The following is a 22,787-nucleotide window of genomic DNA, read 5'->3' on the forward strand; positions in this document are numbered from 1 at the left end:
TTTCAGAAGTCGAGATTCTCGACGCTCAGCGCATTGTCCTGGATGAAGGCGCGACGGGGCTCCACCACATCGCCCATCAACTTGGTGAAGATGTCGTCGGCCTCGGCCAGGTCGTCCACCTTCACCTGCAAGAGGGTGCGCGCCTCGGGGTCCAGCGTGGTCTCCCACAGCTGTTCGGCGTTCATCTCGCCCAGACCCTTGTAGCGTTGCAGCGACAGGCCCTTTTCCCCCTCGGCCAGAATGGCGGCCAGCAGTTCGGTCGGACCATGCACCAGGGTCTCGCGATCCTTGCGCACCAGCCGGGCGGGGGTCGCATAGACATCGCGGGTGGCCGCCGCCACCTGCGCCAGCCGCCGCGCCTCGCCCGAGCGCAGCACGGGACCGTCGAGCGTGCGGATTTCCTCGACCCCGCGCAGAAGCCGGGTCAGGCGGATGCCGTGGTCCTGGGTGATGCGCCCGCGCCAGCCGCGTTCGTATTCGGCGGCGACCATGTCCAGCCGGCGTGCCACGGTGTCGGCCACCGCCTGAAGGTCATCGTCCGCGCGTCCGGCATCGAATGCGCCCGCAAGCGCGGCCTGTTCGAGGATGGCGCGCGGATAGTGGGTGGGAAAGGCATCCAGCACGCGGCGGAAACTGCGTGCGTCGGCCACCACGCGCGCAAGGTCGGCGCCTGCGCGTTCCTCGCCGTTGCCCTGCCGCAGGATGGCGCCGTCGATCCCCTGTTCGATCAGGTAATCGTCAAGCGCGGCCTGATCCTTCAGGTAGACCTCGGACTTGCCGCGCGCCACCTTGTAGAGCGGCGGCTGCGCGATGAAGAGATGCCCGTGCTCGATCAGTTGCGGCATCTGGCGGAAGAAGAAGGTCAGCAAGAGCGTGCGGATATGCGCGCCGTCCACATCCGCGTCGGTCATGATGACGACCTTGTGGTAGCGCAGCTTGCCCAGATCGAACTCGTCCCGCCCGATGCCCGTGCCGAGCGCGGTGATCAGCGTGCCGATCTCCTGGCTTGACAGCATGCGGTCGAACCGGGCCCGTTCCACGTTTAGGATCTTGCCGCGCAGCGGAAGGACCGCCTGGTTTGACCGGCTGCGCCCCTGCTTGGCCGAGCCGCCCGCGCTGTCGCCCTCGACCAGAAACAGCTCTGACTTGGCGGGGTCGCGCTCCTGGCAGTCGGCCAGCTTGCCGGGCAGCGAGGCCACGTCGAGCGCCGTCTTGCGCCGGGTCAGTTCGCGGGCCTTGCGCGCCGCTTCGCGCGCGAGCGCCGCCTCGATGATCTTGCCGACGATGATCCGTGCCTGTGCCGGATTCTCCTCGAACCACTCGGCCAGCTTCTCGTTCACCAGGTTCTCGACCGCGGGACGCACCTCGGAGGATACGAGCTTGTCCTTGGTCTGGCTGGAGAATTTCGGATCGGGCACCTTGACGGACAGCACGCAGGTCAACCCTTCGCGCGCGTCATCGCCGGTGAAATCGACCTTCTCTTTCCTCGCGATCCCGGACGACTGCGCATAGGCGTTGATCGTGCGCGTCAGCGCGCCCCGGAACCCGGCAAGGTGGGTGCCGCCGTCGCGCTGCGGGATGTTGTTGGTGAAGGGCAGCACCGTCTCGTGATAGCTGTCGTTCCACCACATGGCGACTTCGACGCCGATGCCGTTCTTCTCGCCCGTCATCCAGATCGGCTGCGCCATCACCGGTTGCTTCGAGCGGTCGAGGTATTTCACGAACTCGCGCACGCCGCCTTCATAGAAAAGCTCGGTCCGCAACGGTTCGGCCGGGCGTTCGTCCCCGATGACGATGCGCACGCCCGAGTTCAGGAAGGCAAGCTCGCGCAGGCGCGTCTCCAGCGTCTTGAACTGGTAGTCGAGGTTCGAGAACGTGCCGTCAGGCCGGTGGGTGCGGGCCGAGGCAAGGAACCGCACCTGCGTGCCCCGCATCCCCGGCGCGGGACCGACGGGATGCACATGCTCGACGCAATCGCCGTTCTCGAACCGTGCGCGGTATTCCGTGTCGTTCCGCCAGACCGTCAGCTCCAGCCAGTCCGACAGCGCATTGACGACCGACACGCCCACCCCGTGCAGGCCGCCCGACACCTTGTAGGCGTTGCCGCTGTCGTCGGTGTTGTTGAATTTTCCGCCCGCGTGCAGCTGGGTCATGATGACCTCGGCCGCGCTGACGCCTTCCTCGGCATGGATGTCGATCGGGATGCCGCGCCCGTTGTCGCGCACCGAAACGCTGGAATCGGCGTGGATCGTGACGGTCACCTCGGTCGCATGGCCGGCCAGGGCCTCGTCTATGCCGTTGTCCACCACCTCGTAGACCATGTGGTGCAGGCCCGACCCGTCGTCGGTATCGCCGATATACATGCCCGGGCGTTTCCGGACGGCATCCAACCCCCTGAGAACCTTGATGGAATCGGCGCCGTATTCCTCGGCTTTGCGGGCGGCTTCGGCCATGCGTGAAAGACCCCTTCGGTTGCCCCCGGTGTATAGCCGCAGGGGCTGGCAATGTCACGGCCCGGACACAAGATTTGGGGGTCAGGACAGGGCGATGACCCCTGCCACCGCGATCAGCAGCGCCCCGGCCGTCAGGTTCATCCGCCGCAGCGCGGCCGGCGAGGAAACCAGGCTGCGCGCCCGGTCGATCAGTCCGGCAAAGACCAGGTTCCCGGCCATCGGAATCGCCGTGGACACCGCGACGATCACTGCAATGTCCGTCGCGGTGATGCGCGACAGGTCGAAGAAGCCCGGCAGCACGCCCATGTAGAACAGGATCGCCTTGGGGTTGCCCAGGATCGCCGCAATCCCGGCGGCAAAACCCGCCCAGGCGCCCGGGCGGGTCAGGCGGCTGTCGGTCGAGATCGGCGCCCCCGCGTGGCGGATCAGAAGCCAGCCCATGACCAGGAAGATGGCCACCGCCACCCATTTCATCGCCTCGATGAACTGCCCGTAGGCGCCCGCGATCCAGGACAGGCCGAAGATCGCGACAAGCGGCCACAGCATGTCGCCCAGCGACACCCCCACGGCCAGCGGCCAGGCCGCGCCGAACCCGCCCGAAAGGGTGCGCGCGATCAGCGCCACCCAGACCGGTCCGGGCGTCAGGAACAGGATCAGCAGGGCGCCGCAGTACAGCGCGAGGGCAGAGAGGGTGATGGTCATGGTTCCACCGGCAGGGTCAGGCTGCCGTCTTCGGACAGCGGCCAGAACGGGTTCATCGCCAGTTCCCAGACATGGCCGTCCGGATCGGCCCAATAGCCCGCGTATCCGCCCCAGACGGTCCGTTCCGGCCGCTTGAGCGGCGTCGCCCCGGCCGCGACGGTCTGGGCAAAGGCGCGGTCAACCTCTTCCACCGTCGGGAAATTCTGCGCCAGCGTCACGGCTCCGGCACCGAGCGGCACGTCCGCCCGCCCCTGGTCGGCGGCCAGGTCGTCGCGCCCGAACAGGGCCAGCACTGCCCCCTGCAACTGGAAGAATGCAACCGAGGGCTGGCTGTGCGGATGCTCGCGCCAGCCGAGGCGGGCATAGAAGGCACGGGCCTGCGCCAGATCGGCGACGCCCAGGGTGACGAGGGAAACGCGCTGCGGTGTCATGCGGGCACAATCCGGCTTTCGCCGCCGTCGTCGGCGACCGCGAACATCTGCCCGCGCGCGCCCAGACTGTCAAACAGGCTGGCCTCGGTTCCCGTCAGGAAGGCCTGACAGCCAAGCGCGACGATTTCGTCATACAGCGCGGCGCGGCGTCCGGGGTCGAGATGGGCGGCAACCTCGTCCAGCAACAGCACCGGCGCGATGCCCGGGTCGGTCGCCAGTGCCCGCGCGTTGGCGAGGATGAGGCTGATCAGAAGGGCCTTCTGCTCGCCGGTCGAACACAGCGCTGCCGCCATGCCTTTCTCGGAAAAAATCGCATTAATATCAATGCGATGAGGTCCGGTCAGCGTGCGACCGGCCGCCATGTCGCGGCGTCGTCCGGCGGCCAGGGCGGCGGCCAGGTCGGCGCCATCGGGCATCCCGTCCTCGGCGGACAGGGAAAGGTCGGCGCGGGGAAAGGCGGTTTCCGCCCCGTCCTGGGCCGTCGCAAGCCGCGCCATCGCCAGGTTGCGGTTCGCGCTGATCGCCCCGGCCGCGCCGACCATCTGCGCCTCGACCGCAGCATACCAGCGGCTATCCTCGACCTGATCCCTTAACATCCGGTTACGCTCGCGCATCGCGCGCTCGTAGGCCAGCACCGCCTCGCCATGATCGGGCGCGAAGCTGAGCGCGATGCGGTCCAGGAACCGCCTGCGCCCCTCGGCCCCCTCCTGCCAGAGGCGGTCCATCGCGGGCACCAGCCACAGGATCCGCAGCATCCGGCCCAGGGCCGTCTGGGTCGCGGGCTTGCCGTCGATGCGCACCTCGCGCGGGGCGCCCGGTTCGGCCCATGTCTCGACCTCATGGCTGCCGTCCGGGCCCGACAGCCGGGCTGCCACCTTCCATCCCACGCCCTCGGGCCGCCGCGCCAGATCGGCGGTCTCCGCCCGTCGCAGGCCACGGCCCGGAGACAGCATCGAGACGGCCTCCAGCACGTTGGTCTTGCCCGCGCCATTGGCGCCGAAGAACGCGGCAGGGCCCCCGCCAAGCACCAGAACAGCCCGCCGGTGGCTGCGGAAATGCGAGATATTCAAGGATGTTACGACCAGCCCGCGCAAGTGACCGTGCTTTCGTTCGTGCCGGGGTTCCCGGGTGACCCCGGGGCCTGGACCCGGGCGGCGGTCACACGCGCATCGGCATCACGACATAGACGGCGGTGGTGTCGTTGCCTTCGCGCATCAGGGTGGGATCGCCCGCAGAGTTGAACAGGAACACGGCATTCTCGCGATCGACCTGGCTGGCGATTTCCAGCAGGTACTTCGCGTTGAAGCCGATCTCCAGCTTCTCGTCACCATAGGCGACGGCCAGTTCCTCTTCCGCGGCGGCGGTGTCGGGGGCGTTGACCGACAGGATCAGCCGATCCTCGTCGAGGCTGAGCTTGACGGCGCGCGACCGTTCCGACGACACGGTCGCCACGCGGTCCACGGCGCGGGCGAACTCGGCGGCGTCAACCTCGAGCCTGCGGGAATTTCCCATGGGAATCACGCGGGTATAGTCGGGGAACGTGCCGTCGATGACCTTGGAGGTCAGCGTGACGGCGGGGGTGGCGAAACGCACCTTGGTTTCCGAGACCGAGACCGCGATGGTCGCCTCGTCATCGTCGAGCAGCTTGCGCAGTTCGCCCACGGTCTTGCGAGGCACGATCACGCCCGGCATGTCCTCGGCCCCGGCGGGCAGCGGATGCTCGATCCGGGCGAGGCGGTGGCCGTCCGTCGCCACGCAGCGCAGGACCCGACCGCTGTCGCCCTGCGCCGTGTGCATGTAGACGCCGTTCAGGTAATACCTTGTTTCCTCGGTCGAAATCGCGAACTTCGCCTTGTCGAAGAGACGCCGCAGCACGGGTGCCGGGGCGGCGAAGTTGCAGGTGTATTCGGAGGAGGCCATCAGCGGAAAATCCTCGCGCGGCAGCGTCGCCAGCGAGAAGGTGGACCGGCCCGCCGCCACGGTCAGCCGCTGGGTCGCGGGGTCGGTGGCCATGGTGACCAGCGATCCGTCCGGCAGCTTCCGCACGATTTCATGCAGCATCACCGCAGATACGGTGGTGGCGCCGGGGCGTTCCACCATGGCTGGGGCACGGTCGACCACCTCGATGTCCAGATCGGTGGCCCGCAGCGACACCTGCGCACCTTCCGCCTCGATCAGGACGTTGGCGAGAATCGGGATCGTGTTGCGCCGTTCGACAACCGATTGCGCCTGGCCGACGGCTTTCAGGAGCGTCGCGCGTTCGATGCTGATCTTCATGCCCAGTCCCCCTGCACCCCGCTGCCGGGGACGTCGAAGTTAGCGGTTTCGTGCGGGCGCACAAGGGGTTTGGCAGCGATTCCGCAGTGCGGCGGGGCGAAGCCTGGCGGGGTGTGGCGGGGGGTCCGCATCTGTCCCGCAGCCGTCGGTTCCACGTATGGCATCCGTCCCGACAGGCCGCGCGCCACGTTAGGGCGGCGTGAACCCCCTGCCGCGCAGTCTGGCCGCCGCGAAACACCGGAGCCTGCCATGCCGAAACCCAGCCCCGCCCCCGCCCGGCACAAGCCCGCCGCGCATTATCACTATCTGGCCGAGACGCTGCGCGATCTGGAGGGCGCGCTGCGCCATGGCCTGAAGGGATCGGCGTTTGTCCCGGCCGAATGGGCGGCGGTGGCGCAGGGCGTGCCCGAACCGCTGAAGGAAAAGCTGACGCTGCGGGTGGATGCCGATGTGCTGCGGTTCTTCCGGCTGATGGGCCGGGGGTATCTGACGCAGATGAACCGGGTGCTGCGGGCCTTCATGCATGCCCGGCTGGCGGGCGTGGTGCCGGGGGCCGAGGATGTGGGCTATGCGCCCGATCCGCTGGAGACCTACATCACCGAGGCGGCGGCACTGGTCGAGGCGATGTCGGCGCGGAACTCGCGGCTGCGCACCGGCGCGGACGTGACCGCCGACGATGTGGAGATCGACCGCCGCATGGCGCGGGTGCGCCGCATGGAGGTGGAGCTGAACCTGCCCGAGGCGGTGCGGGTGACGGGATGAGCCGTGTCGCTAGCGGATCAGGATCGCCCGGAAGTCGTTGACATTCGTGCCGGTCGGGCCGGGAGTGAACAGGTCGTCCAGTGCGGCGAAGGCGCCGAAGGCGTCATTCGCGGCCAGCAGCGCGGCCGGATCGTGCCCGTGCCCGCGCAGCCGGGCCATGCTGGAGCCGGTGGCGAAGGCGCCGGCGTTGTCCTCGGACCCGTCGATGCCGTCGGTATCGGCGGCAAGGGCGGCGAAGGGAACGCCCTCGGCGGCCAGTGCCAGCGCCAGAAGGAATTCGGTGTTGCGCCCGCCGCGCCCCTTGCCGCGCAGCGTGACGGTGGTTTCCCCCCCCGAAAGGATCGTCACCGGCCGGGAAAAGGGGCGGCCGCGGGCCGCAACCTCGCGCGCGATGGCGGCATGGACCCGGCCGACGTCGCGTGATTCGCCCTCGATCGCGTCGGACAGGATGACGGCGGGCACGCCCATGGCGGCGGATCGCGCCGCCGCCGCCTCGAGGCTGAGGCGGGCCGAGGCGATGACCCGCACCTCATGCCCGGCAAAGACCGGATCGGCGGGGTCGGGGGCCTGGCCCTCGTCGCCCGCCAGCCAGTCGGCCACGCGGGGCGGCAGGGCGATGCGCCAGGCCCCGACATGGGCCCGTGCCTCGGCCCGGGTCACGCGGTCGGGGACAGTGGGCCCCGAGGCGACCTGCGCCGGATCATCGCCCGGCACGTCGGAGACGACCAGGCTGACGACGCGGGCGGGATGGGCGGCGGCGGCCAGCCGCCCGCCCTTGATGCCCGAGACCTGCTTGCGGATCGCGTTCATCACGCCGATCGGGGCGCCCGAGGCCAGCAGCGCGCGGTTCAGCGCCGCCTCGTCCTCGAGCGTCAGGTGGCCGGGCGGGCTGGGCAGCAGCGCCGACCCGCCGCCGCAGACCAGGGCCACGACAAGATCGTCGGGCGTCAGCCCGCGCAGCGCGTCGAACAGCGCGGCCGAGGCGGCGAGGCCCGCCGTGTCGGGCACCGGATGGGCGGATTCCATGACGCGGATCGCCTGCGTCGGGCAGGCATAGCCATAGCGGGTGACGACCACGCCCGACAGCGGGCCGTCCCACAGCCGTTCGAAGGCGGCGGCCAGCTGCGCCGCGCCCTTGCCCGCGCCCACGACAACGGTGCGCCCCCGGGGCCTGGGCGGCAGGTGCGGCCGCAGCGCCCGTTCCGGTTCGGCCGCGGCGACGGCGGCCTCGAACAGGGCGGTGAGCAGGCTGCGGTCGGCGGGGGTGATGCGGTCTGTCATGGCGGAAGGATGCCCGAGTTTGCGGTGACGGCGCCAGCCCCCGCCGTGCGGGGGCGCGATGGCGCAGGGGGATGCGGGTGGCGGGCTAGCGCATGCGCATCGCGCGGCCGAGCGCCTCACGCGAGAGGAGCGTGTCGGCATAGGCGACGAGGCGCGGCTCGCTGACCGGGAACCGGGCGGCCCGCGCCCAGGACAGGCAATGCGCGAGGATGATGTCGGGCACGGTCATCAGGTCGCCCATCAGGAAGGGCCCGCTGCCCATGCGCGCGACGAGCGTCTTCTGCGCGCGTTCGAATTCCCATTTCAGGCTGTCCTTGATCGCGGGGAGGCGCAGCTCCTCGGGCAGGATGAAGCTGTGGCGGGCCGCCGTCCACAGGGCGCCATCGAGTTCGTCCAGCAGGAAATGGGTCAGGCTGTCCTGGCGCGCGCGGTCGAGCGTGCCGGCCGCGTGGGTGAAGCGCTGGTGCCGGTCGGCCAGGTAGGTGAGGATCGCCGTGGAATCGGTGATCGGCGCGCCGTTGACCACCAGGACCGGCACCTTGCCGGCGGGGTTCACCCCGCGCACGGCCGCCGATTGCGGCATGGCATCGACATGTTCGTAGGGTTCGCCCAGTTCCTCGAGCATCCACAGGACGCGCAGGGTGCGGCTGCGGTGGTTTCCGATCACCTGATACATCGGTCAGACCCTTTCGATGGCGATGGCGGTGCCCTCGCCGCCGCCGATGCAGATTGCGGCGATGCCGCGCCGGGCGCCGCGCGTTTCCATCGCGTGCAGCAGCGTGACGATGATGCGGCTGCCCGAGGCGCCGATCGGATGGCCGAGCGCGCAGGCGCCGCCGTTCACGTTCACCCGGTCGTGCGGCAGGCCCATCTCGGCCATGAAGGCCATGGGGACGACGGCGAAGGCCTCGTTCACCTCCCACAGGTCCACATCCTCGGGCCGCCAGCCGAGGCGGGCCAGCAGCCGGCGCGCGGCGGGGACCGGGGCGGTGGGGAAATCGGCCGGTTGCTGCGCGTGGCTGGCATGGCCGCGGACCAGCGCGCGGACCGGCAGGCCCCGCGCCGCATCGCCCGCCGCCAGCACCAGCGCCGCCGCCCCGTCGGAGATGCTGGAGGAATTGGCCGCGGTGACGGTGCCGCCCGCGCGGAATGCGGGTTTCAGGGTGGGGATGCGTTCGGGGCGGGCGAGACCGGGCTGTTCGTCCTCGGCCACGGTGGCCGATCCCTTGCGGCCGGTCACGGTGACCGGCACGATCTCGGCCGTGAAGGCGCCCGATGCCTGGGCCGCCCGCGCGCGGGTCAGTGAGGCCAGCGCATAGTCGTCCTGCGCGCCGCGGGTGAACTGGAAGGCCTGGGCGCAATCCTCGGCGAAGGTGCCCATCAGGCGGCGGCCGCCGCGGTCGTCACGGACATAGGCATCCTCCAGCCCGTCGAGGAACATGTGGTCAAGCGCCTGGCCATGCCCCAGCCGCGCCCCGCCGCGCATGGCGGGCAGCAGGTAGGGCGCGTTCGACATGCTTTCCATGCCGCCGGCCACCACGATGTCCGCACTGCCCAGCGCCAGCGCGTCCGCCGCCATCATCGCGGTCTTCATGCCCGAACCGCACATCTTGTTGACGGTGGTGGCGGGCACGGTGTCGGGCAGGCCGGCGGCAAACCCGGCCTGCCGGGCGGGGGCCTGGCCCTGGCCCGCGGGCAGCACGCAGCCCATCAGCAGCTCGTCCACGCGGTCGGCCGCGATGCCCGCCCCGGCCAGCGCCGCGCGGATCGCCGCGCCGCCCAGACCGGCGGCCGCCATCTCGGCAAGGGCCCCCTGGAATCCGCCCATCGCGGTCCGGGCCGCCCCCACGATCGCCACGTCGCGCATCTGCTTCCCTCCGCTGCCGTTTACCGGATGCCAACCGTTGCGCCCTAGCCTGCACCGCGAAACTGCCGCAGGAAAGGGCCCGCCATGCAGCTTGCCACCGAAACGGCCGGCGAAACGCTGATCGTCACCGCCCTGGGGGACAGGATCGACGCCGCAGGCGCCATCCAGTTCAAGGAACGCATGCGCGAGGTCGTGCAGGGGCCCGCGCCGCGCGTGGTGCTGGACCTGTCGTCGGTGACGTTCCTTGACAGTTCGGGCCTGGGTGCGGTGGTCGCGGTGATGAAGCTGCTTGGCCCCGCCCGGCGGCTGGAGCTTGCCGGGCTGACGCCCACGGTGGAAAAGGTGTTCCGCCTGACCCGGATGGACAGCATCTTTGCGATCCACGCCACCGTGCCCCGGGCGCTGCGCGATGCAGGATGACCTGCCGCCCGCGCTGACGCTGGTGATCCCGGGCGATGCGCTGGCGGTGCGGGGCGCGCTGCGGTCGCTGTTCGACACGATCCTGCTGCGCACGCTGCCCGACGGCGCGCGGGGCACCGCCGAGGTGGTGCTGGCCGAGGCGCTGAACAACATCGTCGAACATGCCTATGCGGCAAGCGACGGCGAGATCCAGATCACGCTGGCGCCGACGCGGCAGGGGCTGGAATGCCTGATCGTCGACCAGGGGCGGCCGATGCCGTCAGGCGGTCCGCCCCCCGGCATCCTGCCCGATCCCTGCGCCGAATCCCCGCCCGAGGGAGGGTTCGGCTGGCATCTGATTCGGACCCTGTCGCGCGACCTGCACTATCGCCGGGCGGATGGCCGCAATCATCTGTCGTTCCGCCTGGGCGCCGACTGAGGCGGAAACAGTGCGGGCGCATCGCGCGGCATTGTTTCCGTTCTGGCCGATCCGCCATTCGGTCGCCGCATTTCCTCCCCGGTCCCGCCTTGCCTGTCCGCCAAGGTTGGCCTGTAGCTGCATAAGGCTTCCCTCGGCGTCGCGGATCATTGCCCCCACCCAGTCCGCGGCGCCGAGGTTCTGCTGCCCATGTTCTGCGCTTGGCAATCCCGGCGGGGCGCCCTAGCTTCCCCCGACCTGCGGGAGGAACCACATGCGCGATTTCCAGCTTCCCGGCCGCTCGGCCGTCTATGCCGCGAACGGGGTCTGTGCCACGTCGCATCCGCTGGCCGCCGGGGCCGCCATCGACATCCTCAAGGCAGGCGGAAATGCCGCCGATGCGGCAATCGCCGGGGCGGTGCTGCTGGGGTTCTGCGAACCGCAGATGACCGGGCTGGGCGGTGACTGTTTCGTCCTGCTGAAGCCTGCGGGTTCCGAGACGGTGATGGCGCTGAACGGATCGGGCCGGGCGCCCGCGGCCCTGTCGGCCGCCGCGCTGCGCGACCGGGGCCTGACGGCGGTGCCGGTTCACGGGGTCGAGGCGGTGACGGTGCCGGGCGCGGTGGATGCGTTCTGCCGCCTGAATGCCGACCATGGCCGGCTGCCGCTGGATCAGGTGCTGGCCCCGGCGATCCGCTATGCCGAGGAAGGCGTGCCCGTGGCGCCCCGCGTGGCGTCGGACTGGGCCGAGGCCGAGCCCGACCTGAAGGGCGCGGCGCGGCGCACGCTGCTGCTGGACGGCCGCGCGCCCCGCGTGGGCGAGGTGTTCCGCGCCCCCGGCCAGGCCGAGGTGCTGCGCCGCGTCGCGCGGCAGGGGCGCGCGGGCTATTACGAGGGCGAGGTGGCCGAGGACATGGTGGCCTCGCTGCGCGCGCTGGGCGGCACCCATACGATGGAGGATTTCGCCGCCACCGCCTGCACCTGGGGCGGCGCGGTCGAGGGAAGCTACAAGGGCACCGACCTGCTGGAACACCCGCCGAACGGGCAGGGCGCCACCGCGATCCTGATGCTGAACATCCTGTCGCATTTCGACATTGCCGCGCTGGACCCGCTGGGCGCGCAGCGCGCGCATCTGGAGGCCGAGGCGGCAAAACTGGCCTATGACGCGCGCAACCGGTTCATCGCCGATGCCGACCACACCACCCGGCTGGCGCACATGCTGTCACCCGAGACCGCCGCCGGGCTGGCCGCGCTGATCGATCCGGCGCGCGCCATGGCGAATCCCGCGCCGCTGACCGAGGCGATCCACCGCGACACGATCTACATCACCGTTGTCGACCGCGACCGCATGGCCGTGTCGCTGATCTATTCGGTCTACTGGTCCTTCGGGGCCTGCATCGCCTCGGACCGGTTCGGCATCAACTTCCAGAACCGCGGGGCGGGCTTCACGCTGGCGGCCGGTCATCCCAACGAACTGGCCGGTGGCAAGCGGCCGATGCACACGATCATTCCGGCGATGCTGCGGTCGGAAGGCCGGGTGACGATGCCGTTTGGTGTGATGGGCGGGGCCTATCAGCCCTGCGGCCATGCGCGCGTGGCCTCGAACCTGATCGACTTCGGCATGGACCCGCAGACGGCGCTGGACGCCCCGCGCAGCTTTGCGGGCCCCGAGGGGATGCAGGTGGAACGGGGCTATGCCCCCGGGGTGGCCGCCGAACTGGCCGCCATGGGCCATCAGGTGACCGCGCCCGACATTCCGCTGGGCGGGGCGCAGGCGATCCTGATCCATCCCTCGGGCTATCTGGAAGGCGCGTCGGACCCGCGCAAGGACGGCTGCGCGCTGGGGTATTGAACGCGGGGGCATTGACCACGGGGGGCCTTCCCCCCGTGCCGGTCGCGCGATCCTGCGACATCCCGACGGTGGGGGGCACGCGCTGCCGCGCGCCGGTCAGTTCAGCTGGAACTGCAGCGGATAGCGGCCGTTGCTGAATTCGCCGAACAGGTCGGGCAGGTCGGGGTGGTCCACCGGTTCGCCGGTCTCGTCCGGAATCAGGTTCTGTTCCGACACATAGGCGACGTAGTAGGATTGGTCGTTCTCGGCCAGCAGGTGATAGAACGGCTGGTCCCTGGCGGGACGGCTGTCTTCCGGAATGTTCTCGTACCAGTCCTCGGTATTCGAGAACATGGCATCCACATCGAACACCACGCCGCGGAACGGGTGCTTGCGATGCCGCAAGACCTGCCCGAGATGATATTTGGCGCGCGTCTTCAGCATCAGTTGCGTCCCCCGAGTCCCAGAAGTAATCCCGCAGCCTTGGGCTGTCCACCGGCGATGGCCCGGATCGGCGGAGATTCGGGGAAACAATCTGTGGACCTCATCCTGACAGTCGCGGGCATCGTGGCCCCCGTCGGACTGCTTGCGCTGACCGGATTCCTGTGGGTCCGGGCGGGTTTCGAGTATCGGATGGAATTCGTCACCCGGCTGTCGATGACGCTGGCGGTGCCCTGCCTGATCTTCACCGCGCTGATGAAGACCGAGATCGACCCCGCGGCGCTGACCCGCGTGGCGGCGGCCGCGGTGGCGGCCTATGGCGCGCTGACGCTGGGGTTCTGGGCGCTTGTGGCGGTGCTGCGCCTGGACCGGCGCACCTTCCTTGCGCCGCTGATCTTCGGCAATACCGGCAACCTGGGCCTGCCCATCGCGCTGTTCGCCTTTGGCGAGACGGGGCTGGGGCTGGCCATCGCGATCTTCGCGGTGATGGCGGTGTGGAGCTTTACCTTCGGCGTCTGGCTGGTGGCCGAGGGCGGATCGCCGCTGAAGGTGCTGAAGGAACCGGTGGTCGGCGCGACGCTGGCCGGGGCGCTGTTCCTGGCGATGGGCTGGCAGACGCCCGACTGGATCACGCGGTCGCTGGACCTGATCGGCCAGATGGCGATTCCGCTGATGCTGATCACGCTGGGCGTGGCGGTGGCGCGGCTGACGCCCGCGGGCCTGGCGCGGGCCGTCTGGCTGTCGGGGCTGCGCCTGGTGCTGTGCATCGCGGCGGCGGTGGCGGCCGCGCATCTGTTCGCGCTGGACCCGGTGGCCAGCGCGGTGCTGATCCTGCAGGTGTCCACGCCGGTGGCGGTGACATCCTACATGCTGGCCGCCAAGTACGGCGCCGATGCGGATGCGGTGGCGGGGCTGGTGATCGTCTCGACGCTGCTGTCGGTGGCAACGCTGCCGCTTACTCTCGCTTTTCTGATCTGAGGCGGCTGCGCCACCATTTCCCGGCGCGCGTCTTTCGGCTACATTGCCCGCAAAAGAACAAAGGCTTGAGGCAGATGAGCAGACCCTTCCGCGCCCTGGCGCTTTGCCTTGTGTTGGCGGCCTGCGGCGGCCGCGAATATTCGGCGCCGCGCGACCTTGAGAACGCCTGCTCGATCGTGGCCGAACGGCCGGCCTATTTCCGCGCCATGAAGCAGGCCGAGCGCAAGTGGGGCGTGCCGGTTCCGGTGCAGATGGCCACCATCCATGCGGAATCGAAGTTCATCGGCAATGCCCGGACGCCGCATCAATATGCGCTGGGCATCATTCCGATGGGCCGCCAGTCATCGGCCTATGGCTACAGCCAGGCGCTGGACGGAACCTGGGAGGAATACCAGGACGCCGAGGGCCGCCGCGGTGCGCGGCGCGACCGGATCGAGGACGCGACCGATTTCATGGGCTGGTACATGACGCTGACGGAACGCAACCTGGGCATTTCCAAGCGGGACGCGCGCAACCAGTACCTTGCCTATCACGAGGGGCGCACCGGCTATGCGCGCGGCAGCTACAACGCCAAGCCCTGGCTGATTGCGGTGGCCGGGCGGGTGCAGACCCGGGCCGAGATGTACCAGAGCCAGCTTGCCGCCTGCGGGCGCCTGTGATCAGCCGCGCCGCGCGTCGATTTCCAGCCCGATGTTGAACATCGTCGAGGGATAGCGCGCGCCGGTCTTCATCTCGCCCAGGATCACCGTGGTCTCGCCGCCGTCGGACCGGATGATCCATTGCCGCAGCGCCACCGGCCCGGGGGTAAAGACCATCTCGATGGAGCCGTATTCGGGGTGTTCGGGGTCCTGCGCGCGGACGCGGGTGGTGCCCTGCACCTCGGTATGGGCCACCACCATCCGGGCCCTGCCCAGATCGACATTCGCCGCAAGGATCAGGTTCAGGGGCGTGCGGCGCAGCGGATACTGCTCGGGTGGCTGGTTCGACTTGGCGTCGAAGATCGCGACGGTGCCGCCGCCCGCCATGACAAGCGTCGCATCGGGCTTGGCGTATTCGAAGCGGACGCGCCCCGGGCGGTGGATGATCAGCCGCCCGGTCGAGATCGTGCCATCCTCGTTCACCTGGGTGAAATCGGCCTCGGCGGTCGTCAGGCCGTTCAGATAGCGCGATATCTCGGCCAGCGGGATCGGCGCTGCACCGGCCCCCCGGGGGATCAGCGCGACGGCCAGCGACGAAAGGATCAGGGTGCGACGGTCCATGGGCTGCATATACGCCCCGCCGCGCCGCCGCGCATCCCCCCGCATGCTCACATCCCGGCGACGGCGCCGAAACATCGCCGCCGCCGGGCGCGGGTCATTCCGCCGCCACGGCCTCTGCGGCCGGGTCCCAGCCCGAAATCGCCTTGACCTCGAGGAATTCCTCGATGCCCCAGACGCCGCCCTCTCGCGCGCGGCCGCTGGCCTTGACCCCGCCGAAGGGCGCCCCCGCGCCGCGCGGCCGTCCGTTCATCTCGACCATGCCCGCCCGCAGCGCCCGGGCCAGCCGGTTGCGGCGCGCACCGTCGCCCGACTGGACATAGTTCGTCAGGCCATAGGGCGTGTCATTGGCGATGCGGATCGCCTGTTCCTCGGTGTCGAAGGGGATGATCGACAGGACGGGGCCAAAGATTTCCTCGCGCTCGATGGTCATGCCGGGCTTCACGTCGGCAAAGACCGTGGGGCGGACGTAGAAACCCTTGTTCATGCCCTCGGGCAGGCCAAGGCCGCCCGCCACCAGCCGCGCGCCCTCGTCGATGCCCTTCTGGATATAGCCCTGGATCTGGTCCCACTGGCGCTTGTTCACGACCGGGCCGATGTGGCGGCCGTGCTGCGAGGCGGGTCCCACGCCCATGTTGCGCGCCACCTCGGCCGCGATTTCCACGGCGCGGTCATAGGCGGGGCGTTCCACCAGCATCCGCGTGGGGGCGTTGCAGGACTGGCCGGAGTTGTAGAAACAATGCGTGGCCCCGCGCTTCACCGCCTTTTCGTCGGCATCGGCAAAGATCAGGTTGGCGCCCTTGCCGCCCAGCTCCAGCGTCACGCGCTTCAGCGTCTCGGCCGCCGCGCGGCTGATCGCGCGGCCCGCCCGCGTGGACCCGGTGAAGCTGATCATCTCGACATCGGGATGGGCCGACAGCTGCGCGCCCACGCCGGTGCCGTCGCCGTTCACGAGGTTGAACACGCCGGGCGGCAGGCCCGCGTCATGCACCATCTCGGCAAAGACGATCGAGGACAGCGGCGCCTCCTCCGACGGCTTCAGGATGCAGGTGCAGCCTGCCAGCAGCGCCGGGATGACCTTGAGCGTGACCTGGTTCATCGGCCAGTTCCACGGCGTGATCAGGCCGACAACGCCGATCGGTTCCAGCGCGATGCGGCTGTCGGGGGCATGCGGACCCAGCGGGCGGACCCATTCGATGTGGTCGAAGGCGGTCAGGAAGTTCTTCAGGTGCCAGGGCAGGCATTCGGCCTGATCGGCAAGCGACATGTCGATGGGTGCGCCCATCTCGGTGCTCATCGCCTGCGCCAGATCGTGCTTGCGGCGGTCGTACTGCGCCAGGATGCGCTCGGCCGCGGCCCGCCGTTCGGCGGGGGGCGTGGCCGACCAGCCGGGAAGCGCGGCCCTGGCGGCGGCGACGGCGGCATCGGTGTCGGGCTGGTCGCCAAGGCTGATGATGGCACAGACCTCTTCGGTGGAGGGGTCGATCACCGGGCAGTCGCGGGCTGCGGCGGGGGCGACCCAGCGGCCCCCGATGTAGAATTCGCGTTTCTCGATCATGGTCGGTCCTTTCCGGTCTTTGCGGACAGGGTGGCACCGCGCGCCGCCCGCCGCAAGCACCGGTCCGGTTTGCCGCAGGGGGATGCAACCTGCCCGCCAAGGGGATACATGGGGACGGGATCATCCTGCCGAAAGGAACCGCCATGGGCCTGCGCATCAACGACATCGCCCCCGATTTCACCGCCGAGTCGACCGGGGGAACCCTCCGGTTCCATGACTGGATGGGCGACAGCTATGCGATCATCTTCAGCCATCCGAAGGATTTCACCCCGGTCTGCACGACCGAGTTCGGGGCGGTGGCGCAGCTGCTGCCCGAATTCGCGGCGCGGAACACCAAGGTGATCGGCGTGTCGGTCGATTCGGTGGACGATCACCTGAAATGGAAGCGCGACATCGAATCCTTCGGCGGCGCGCCCGCCGATTTCCCGATCATCGACGACACCTCGCTGGCGGTGGCCAAGGCCTATGACATGCTGCCGGCCGACTACTACACCCCGACCGAGGGGCGGGCGCCCGCGCATACCGCGACCGTGCGCACCGTCTATATCGTCGGCCCGGACAAGCGGGTGCGGCTGACCATGACCTATCCGATGTCGGTCGGGCGCAACTTTGCCGAGGTGCTGCGCGCGCTCGACGCGGTGCGGGCCACCGATGGCGTGCCCTTCGCCACGCCCGCCAACTGGGTGCCGGGGCAGGACGTGATCGTGGCGCTGTCGGTCTCGACCGAGGACGCGCGGGCGCGGTTCGGCGAACTGGACGTGCGGCTGCCCTACCTGCGGTTCGTCAGGGCGCCGAAAGGGTAGGGCGCGCCCCAGACGGCGGGCGCCTCTCGCGCCAGCGTCGCGGTCTCGGCCCGGGACAGGCGGCGCAGCGCCTCGGCCTCGCTGCCGGTCTCGGCGATCGCCCGCCGCCACAGCCGCAGAAGCGAGGCCGCGCTCCACGGCAGCGCGGCCTGCGCCGCCCAGCGGCGCAGGGCGGGCGGCAGCCGGTCATGTGCCGCCATCGGATCGGCGCTGCGCCAGCGGGCGCGCGGGCTGGTCAGGTTGCGGGGCATCGGTGCCGCCGGTCAGGCGGCCTGTCGGCGCCAGGCCGGGAACGGATCGGGCAGTCCGGCCCAGGCGCCCGGCGTGTAGTCCGGCGCCGGGATCAGCGCGGCGTCCAGGGCCTGCCGGATCGCCGCCTCGTCCATCCCCGACCCGATGAACACGATCTCCTGCCGCCGGTCGCCCCAGGGTTCCTGCCATTTCGCGGCGACCTCTGCCAGGGCCGAGGGATGCGTGGGCCAGCGGTCGCGCGGGACCGATGCCCACCAGCCGCCCAGCGGCACCACCGACGACACCGCCCCCGCCAGCGAGAACTCGGCCACCCAGTTCGGGCGGCTGGCGATCCAGAAATGCCCCTTGGCGCGGATCACCCCGGGCAGGTCGCCGTTCAGCACCCGGTGGATGCGCGCCGGGTGGAACGGCTGGCGCGCGCGGTAGACGAAAGACCGGATGCCGTATTCCTCGGTCTCGGGCACGTGATGGGCAAAGCCATACAGTTCCTTGGCCCAGTAGGGGTGTTCATGGGCGCGGTCGAAGTCGAACAGCCCGGTGTCGAAGATCGCGTCGGGGTCAACGCGCGAATGATCGGTCTCGATCAGCCGGGCATCGGGGTTCAGGGCGCGGATGATGCGCCGCGCCGCCTCGGCGCGGTCTGCCCCCGCATCCCGCACCTTGTTCAGGATCACCACGTCGGCGAATTCGATCTGCTCGGTCAGCAGGTTGACCAGCGTACGCTCGTCACCCGCGCCGGCCGTCTCGCCCCGGTCCGCCAGGAAATCGTGGCTGGAGAAATCACGCAGCAGGTTGATCGCATCGACCACCGTGACCATCGTGTCCAGCCGCGCCACGTCCGACAGGCTGTCGCCCGCGGCATCGCGGAAATCGAAGGTCGCGGCCACGGGCAGCGGTTCGGCGATGCCGGTCGATTCGATCAGCAGGTAGTCGAACCGCCCCTCGTCGGCCAGGCGGCGCACCTCGGACAGCAGGTCGTCGCGCAGGGTGCAGCAGATGCAGCCGTTGGTCATCTCGACCAGCTTCTCCTCGGTCCGCGACAGGTCGGCACCGCCGCGCACCAGGTCGGCGTCGATGTTCACCTCGGACATGTCGTTCACGATCACCGCCACCCGGCGGCCGTCACGGTTGTTCAGCACATGGTTCAGCAGCGTCGTCTTTCCGGCGCCGAGAAAGCCGGACAGCACGGTGACGGGCAGGCGGGTGTCATGGGGGCGGGTGTCGGGCATGGGAACCTCCGGTTTGGCGGAGGTCTATTATGTTATACTATTACGTTCAAGGCCCATCAGAACGCGCCGAACACCGCACCCAGCATCACGATCACCCCGCAGGCCAGAAGTGGCCCGACCACCGCCACCGCGAAGATGTCGCCATAGGCGCGCCCATGCGTCATGCCGCAGATGCCCAGCAGCGTGATCACCGCGCCATTGTGCGGCAGGGTGTCAAGCCCGCCGGTCGCCACCGCCACCACCCGGTGCAGCAGCGCCGGGTCAACGCCCTGCGTCCTCGCCTGTTCCATCAGGTCGGCGCCGATGGCATCCAGCGCGATCGACATCCCGCCCGAGGCCGACCCGGTGATCCCGGCCAGCGCCCCGGTCGCCAGTGCCGCCTGCACCACCACGTCACCCCCGGCCAGCGCATCCAGCGCGCCGCGCACCGCCGCAAAGCCGGGAAGCGCCGCGGCCACCGCGCCAAAGCCCACCAGGCTTGCGGTGTTGAACAGCGGCAGAAGCGATGCCTCGGCCCCGCGGTTCAGGCTTGCCATGGGCTGCGGCGGCGGGGCCAGCAGCAGCGCCAGCAGGATCGCCCCGGTCAGCGCCACCAGCACCGACCACAGGCCCGCCACCCGCGACAGGCTGGTGACGCCGAAGGCCGGCTCGGCCAGATAGGCGGTGTCGATCCGGGGCAGGATCATGCCCACCGCCAGCGTCAGAACCGCGACCGACAGGATGGGCAGCGCCGCGCGCCAGACCGGCACGGCGGGCGCAACCGCTCCGTCCGTCTCGGGCGGCAGCACGGGGTCGCCGTCCAGGCGTCGGCTGCGCCACCCCAGCCAGGCCATCCCGAAGCCCAGCATCACCGCCGCCGCGATCAGCCCGAGTCCGGGGGCGGCAAAGGCGTCGGTCCCGAAATGCGGCATCGGAATCGCGTTCTGGATGGCCGGGGTGCCGGGCAGGGCGGTCATGGTGAAGGTAAAGGCGCCCAGCGCGATGGCCGCCGGAATCAGCCGGGCGGGTGTGCCGGTCTCGGCGAACAGCGCCCGCGCCAGCGGCCAGGCCGCAAAGGCCACCACGAACAGCGACACGCCGCCGTAGGTCAGCGCGGCGCAGGCCAGCACCACCGCCAGGATCGCCCGGCGATGCCCCAGCGCGCCCGCGATGGCGCGGGCCAGGCTGGCCGCCGCGCCCGAGGTCTCCATCACCCGCCCGAACACGGCGCCCAGCAGGAACAGCGGCAGGAACGACACCACGAACCCGCCCGCCGCCGGCATGAAGACCTGCGTCCATTGCGCCAGCCAGGGCGCCCCCGACACCGCCGCCGCCGCGACGGCCAGCAACGGCGCCAGGATCAGCACCGAGGCCCCCGCCCAGGCCCCCGCGATCAGCAGCGCCAGCGCGGCAAAGAGGATGAGGATGTCCATGGCGGCCCCGTGTCTTGCTGCGACGCAGCATAGCGCAGGCCGGTGCCCGGGGCCAGCACTGCGGCCGGATCTGCGGTGCCGGATCGGCATCGGACCAGTCGCGCGAAACGCAAGCGGCCCGGCAATCCTGCCGGGCCGCCCGTTCCGTGATGGTCGAAGGATCAGGCCTGTTCGGCCTCTTCCTTCTTCTTCTCGGTGATCTCGGCGCCGGTTTCCTGGTCGACCATCTTCATGCCCAGGCGCACCTTGCCGCGCTCGTCAAAGCCCAGCAGCTTGACCTTCACTTCCTGGCCTTCCTTCAGCAGCTCGTTCGGGTGGTTCAGGCGCTTGTTGGCGATCTGGGACACATGCACCAGACCGTCGCGCTTGCCGAAGAAGTTCACGAAGGCGCCGAAATCCACCAGCTTGACCACGCGGCCGGTGTAGATCTGTCCTTCTTCCGGCTCGGCCACGATCGACCAGATCATGTCATAGGCCTTCTTGATGGCCGCCTGGTCGTTCGAGGCGATCTTGATCACGCCGTCGTCGTTGATGTCGACCTTGGCGCCCGACACCTCCACGATCTCGCGGATCACCTTGCCGCCCGACCCGATCACTTCGCGGATCTTGTCGGTGGGGATGGTCAGCGTCTCGATCTTCGGCGCGTACTGGCTGAACGCATTGGCCGAGGTCAGGGCCTTGCCCATCTCGCCCAGGATGTGCATCCGGCCGTCCCTGGCCTGCGCCAGGGCCTGTTCCATGATCTCGGGCGTGATCCCGGCGACCTTGATGTCCATCTGCAGGCTGGTGATGCCGTTCTCGGTGCCTGCCACCTTGAAGTCCATGTCGCCGAGGTGATCCTCGTCGCCCAGGATGTCGGTCAGCACGGCCCACTTGCCGTCATCTTCCAGGATCAGCCCCATGGCGACACCCGCCACCGGCGCCTTCAGCGGCACGCCCGCATCCATCATCGACAGCGATCCGCCGCAGACCGAGGCCATCGAGGACGACCCGTTGCTTTCGGTGATCTCCGACACCACGCGGATGGTATAGGGGAAATCCGTCGCGGCGGGCAGCACCGCCTGCAGCGCGCGCCAGGCCAGTTTCCCGTGGCCGATCTCGCGGCGGCCGGGCGGGCCGAAGCGGCCGACCTCGCCCACCGAATAGGGCGGGAAGTTGTAGTGCAGCAGGAAGTTCGACCGGCTGTTGCCATGCAGCGCGTCGATGATCTGCTCGTCCTCGCCGGTGCCGAGCGTCGTCACCACCAGGCCCTGCGTCTCGCCCCGGGTGAACAGCGCCGACCCGTGGGTGCGCGGCAGCACGCTGGTCTCGCAGGAAATCGGGCGCACCGTGCGGTTGTCGCGCCCGTCGATGCGCGCGCCGCCGTTGATGATGTCGCCGCGCAGGATCGAGGATTCCAGCTTCTTGATGGCCGACCCCAGGTTCTCGTCCTTAAGGTCTTCCTCCGGCAGCGCGGCCCGGATGGCATCGGCCGCCGCGTCGATCGCATTCGTCCGCTCCTGCTTGTCACGGATGGCAAAGGCCGCGCGCATCTGCGCCTCGCCCGCCGCCCTGACGCGGGCATAGAGCGCCGAATAGTCCGGCGGTGCGAAGTCGAAGGGTTCCTTGGCGCAGTCCTCGGCGAAGTCGATGATCAGGTCGATCACCGGCTGCATCGCGGCATGGCCGAACTTCACCGCGCCCAGCATCTCGGCCTCGGACAGCTCATAGGCTTCCGATTCCACCATCATCACCGCGTCCTTGGTCCCGGCGATCACCAGGTCCAGCCGCTGCTCGGGGTTCGACCGCAGCTTCTGCATGTCGTCCACGTCGGGGTTCAGCACATACTCGCCGTTGGCAAAGCCCACGCGCGCCGCGCCGATCGGGCCCATGAAGGGCACGCCCGAGATCGTCAGCGCCGCCGAGGCCGCGATCATCGCCACGATGTCGGGCTCGTTCACCAGGTCGTGCGACAGCACGGTGACGATCACCAGCACCTCGTTGCGGAAACCCTCGACGAACAGCGGGCGGATCGGCCGGTCGATCAGCCGCGACGTCAGCGTTTCCTTTTCGGACGGCCGCGCCTCGCGCTTGAAGAACCCGCCGGGGATCTTGCCCGCGGCGTAATAGCGCTCCTGGTAGTGGACCGTCAGCGGAAAGAAATCCTGGCCCGGCTTCGCCGTCTTGGCGAAGGTCACGTTGGCCATGACGCTGGTTTCGCCCAGCGTGGCGATGACCGAACCGTCCGCCTGCCGGGCCACCCGGCCCGATTCCAGCGTGAGCGTCTCCTTGCCCCATTCGATCGACTTCTTGGTGATATTGAACATCTCGTATCCCATCATGCCGGGGGACCCTCCCGCCGGCTTCTCGTTTGCGTACGGGCCCCATGCCCGTGGCCCCGTCGTGCTGTGCCTGCGTCACGGGGCCCCGGGCGCAGACCGTTCCCCGGAACCCCGGG

The 22,787-nt window shown here is 69.7% G+C and carries 22 protein-coding genes; 7 read left to right on the plus strand and 15 right to left on the minus strand.

The features are described 5' to 3' along the window. Nucleotides 1-2: 2 nt before the first annotated feature. The 5 genes from gyrB to KF887_04690 form a co-directional block, all read right to left on the minus strand. Entirely contained in the window at nucleotides 3-2,453 is a 2,451-nt protein-coding gene (gene gyrB, locus KF887_04670; GenBank protein ID QYK42421.1) for a DNA topoisomerase (ATP-hydrolyzing) subunit B, read from the minus strand. An 81-nt stretch (nucleotides 2,454-2,534) separates the two neighbouring features. Beyond that, the gene (locus tag KF887_04675) at nucleotides 2,535-3,155 is read right to left on the minus strand and encodes a LysE family translocator (protein QYK42422.1); all 621 of its coding nucleotides are present in this window, start codon (nucleotides 3,153-3,155) and stop codon (nucleotides 2,535-2,537) included. Beyond that, nucleotides 3,152-3,586 carry a VOC family protein gene (locus tag KF887_04680; protein ID QYK42423.1) on the minus strand — a complete coding sequence of 145 codons (435 nt, stop codon included), beginning with the start codon at nucleotides 3,584-3,586 and terminating at the stop codon, nucleotides 3,152-3,154. The genes KF887_04675 and KF887_04680 overlap by 4 nt, the downstream gene beginning before the upstream one ends. Then, a complete protein-coding gene (gene recF, locus KF887_04685; GenBank protein ID QYK42424.1) occupies nucleotides 3,583-4,680 on the minus strand; it encodes a DNA replication/repair protein RecF in 1,098 nt (365 codons plus the stop codon). Before recF ends, KF887_04680 begins: the two co-directional genes overlap by 4 nt. Nucleotides 4,681-4,744: 64 nt before the next feature. Further along, the gene (locus tag KF887_04690) at nucleotides 4,745-5,863 is read right to left on the minus strand and encodes a DNA polymerase III subunit beta (GenBank protein QYK42425.1); all 1,119 of its coding nucleotides are present in this window, start codon (nucleotides 5,861-5,863) and stop codon (nucleotides 4,745-4,747) included. A gap of 249 nt (nucleotides 5,864-6,112) precedes the next feature. Here KF887_04690 and KF887_04695 point away from each other — a divergent pair, with 249 nt between their 5' ends. Beyond that, the gene (locus KF887_04695; protein QYK42426.1) at nucleotides 6,113-6,625 is read left to right on the plus strand and encodes a BrnA antitoxin family protein; all 513 of its coding nucleotides are present in this window, start codon (nucleotides 6,113-6,115) and stop codon (nucleotides 6,623-6,625) included. A gap of 9 nt (nucleotides 6,626-6,634) precedes the next feature. On the opposite strand, the gene KF887_04700 is transcribed toward KF887_04695, so the two are convergent. From KF887_04700 to KF887_04710, 3 genes are all read right to left on the minus strand, one after another. Beyond that, nucleotides 6,635-7,906, minus strand: coding sequence for a glycerate kinase (locus KF887_04700; GenBank protein ID QYK42427.1), 1,272 nt, complete (start codon nucleotides 7,904-7,906; stop codon nucleotides 6,635-6,637). Nucleotides 7,907-7,991: 85 nt separating this feature from the next. Continuing rightward, complete coding sequence (locus tag KF887_04705; protein ID QYK42428.1) at nucleotides 7,992-8,582, minus strand: glutathione S-transferase family protein; 591 nt, start codon at nucleotides 8,580-8,582, stop codon at nucleotides 7,992-7,994. A 3-nt stretch (nucleotides 8,583-8,585) separates the two neighbouring features. Next, a complete protein-coding gene (locus KF887_04710; protein QYK42429.1) occupies nucleotides 8,586-9,773 on the minus strand; it encodes an acetyl-CoA C-acyltransferase in 1,188 nt (395 codons plus the stop codon). 84 nt (nucleotides 9,774-9,857) lie between these two features. Here KF887_04710 and KF887_04715 point away from each other — a divergent pair, with 84 nt between their 5' ends. The 3 genes from KF887_04715 to KF887_04725 all read left to right on the plus strand — a co-directional run bounded on the left by KF887_04715 (nucleotide 9,858) and on the right by KF887_04725 (nucleotide 12,442). Next, a complete protein-coding gene (locus KF887_04715) occupies nucleotides 9,858-10,193 on the plus strand; it encodes an STAS domain-containing protein (protein QYK42430.1) in 336 nt (111 codons plus the stop codon). Beyond that, nucleotides 10,183-10,611 carry an ATP-binding protein gene (locus KF887_04720; GenBank protein ID QYK42431.1) on the plus strand — a complete coding sequence of 143 codons (429 nt, stop codon included), beginning with the start codon at nucleotides 10,183-10,185 and terminating at the stop codon, nucleotides 10,609-10,611. Before KF887_04715 ends, KF887_04720 begins: the two co-directional genes overlap by 11 nt. Before the next feature lie 253 nt (nucleotides 10,612-10,864). Next, complete coding sequence (locus KF887_04725) at nucleotides 10,865-12,442, plus strand: gamma-glutamyltransferase family protein (GenBank protein ID QYK42432.1); 1,578 nt, start codon at nucleotides 10,865-10,867, stop codon at nucleotides 12,440-12,442. A gap of 96 nt (nucleotides 12,443-12,538) precedes the next feature. On the opposite strand, the gene hspQ is transcribed toward KF887_04725, so the two are convergent. After that, on the minus strand, nucleotides 12,539-12,865 hold the full coding sequence (hspQ, locus tag KF887_04730) for a heat shock protein HspQ (GenBank protein QYK42433.1): 327 nt from the start codon (nucleotides 12,863-12,865) through the stop codon (nucleotides 12,539-12,541). Nucleotides 12,866-12,958: 93 nt separating this feature from the next. Here hspQ and KF887_04735 point away from each other — a divergent pair, with 93 nt between their 5' ends. Together KF887_04735 and KF887_04740 are read left to right on the plus strand one after the other, a co-directional pair. Then, nucleotides 12,959-13,840, plus strand: a complete 882-nt coding sequence (locus KF887_04735; GenBank protein QYK42434.1) for an AEC family transporter — start codon at nucleotides 12,959-12,961, stop codon at nucleotides 13,838-13,840. Between the two features lie 74 nt (nucleotides 13,841-13,914). Next, nucleotides 13,915-14,499, plus strand: a complete 585-nt coding sequence (locus KF887_04740) for a lytic transglycosylase (GenBank protein ID QYK42435.1) — start codon at nucleotides 13,915-13,917, stop codon at nucleotides 14,497-14,499. Here the strand turns inward: KF887_04740 and KF887_04745 are convergent, their stop codons facing one another. Both KF887_04745 and KF887_04750 read right to left on the minus strand, forming a co-directional pair. Next, nucleotides 14,500-15,099: an outer membrane lipoprotein carrier protein LolA gene (locus tag KF887_04745; protein ID QYK42436.1), complete on the minus strand. Its 600-nt coding sequence runs from the start codon at nucleotides 15,097-15,099 to the stop codon at nucleotides 14,500-14,502. A 94-nt stretch (nucleotides 15,100-15,193) separates the two neighbouring features. Continuing rightward, entirely contained in the window at nucleotides 15,194-16,654 is a 1,461-nt protein-coding gene (locus KF887_04750) for an aldehyde dehydrogenase family protein (protein ID QYK42437.1), read from the minus strand. Between the two features lie 143 nt (nucleotides 16,655-16,797). Between KF887_04750 and KF887_04755 the strand changes: the two genes are divergently transcribed. Beyond that, nucleotides 16,798-17,457: a peroxiredoxin gene (locus tag KF887_04755; protein ID QYK42438.1), complete on the plus strand. Its 660-nt coding sequence runs from the start codon at nucleotides 16,798-16,800 to the stop codon at nucleotides 17,455-17,457. Here the strand turns inward: KF887_04755 and KF887_04760 are convergent. The 4 genes from KF887_04760 to pnp form a co-directional block, all read right to left on the minus strand. Continuing rightward, nucleotides 17,424-17,708, minus strand: coding sequence for a hypothetical protein (locus tag KF887_04760; protein QYK42439.1), 285 nt, complete (start codon nucleotides 17,706-17,708; stop codon nucleotides 17,424-17,426). The two genes, KF887_04755 and KF887_04760, sit on opposite strands and share 34 nt — an antisense overlap. 12 nt (nucleotides 17,709-17,720) lie before the next feature. Next, nucleotides 17,721-18,938 carry a GTP-binding protein gene (locus tag KF887_04765; GenBank protein ID QYK42440.1) on the minus strand — a complete coding sequence of 406 codons (1,218 nt, stop codon included), beginning with the start codon at nucleotides 18,936-18,938 and terminating at the stop codon, nucleotides 17,721-17,723. Nucleotides 18,939-18,994: 56 nt separating this feature from the next. Then, entirely contained in the window at nucleotides 18,995-20,350 is a 1,356-nt protein-coding gene (locus tag KF887_04770; protein ID QYK42441.1) for a GntP family permease, read from the minus strand. A gap of 161 nt (nucleotides 20,351-20,511) precedes the next feature. Then, nucleotides 20,512-22,656 carry a polyribonucleotide nucleotidyltransferase gene (gene pnp, locus KF887_04775; protein QYK43437.1) on the minus strand — a complete coding sequence of 715 codons (2,145 nt, stop codon included), beginning with the start codon at nucleotides 22,654-22,656 and terminating at the stop codon, nucleotides 20,512-20,514. Between the last annotated feature and the right edge of the window lie 131 nt (nucleotides 22,657-22,787).

The organism is Paracoccaceae bacterium, assembly GCA_019454225.1.
GTDB lineage: Bacteria > Pseudomonadota > Alphaproteobacteria > Rhodobacterales > Rhodobacteraceae.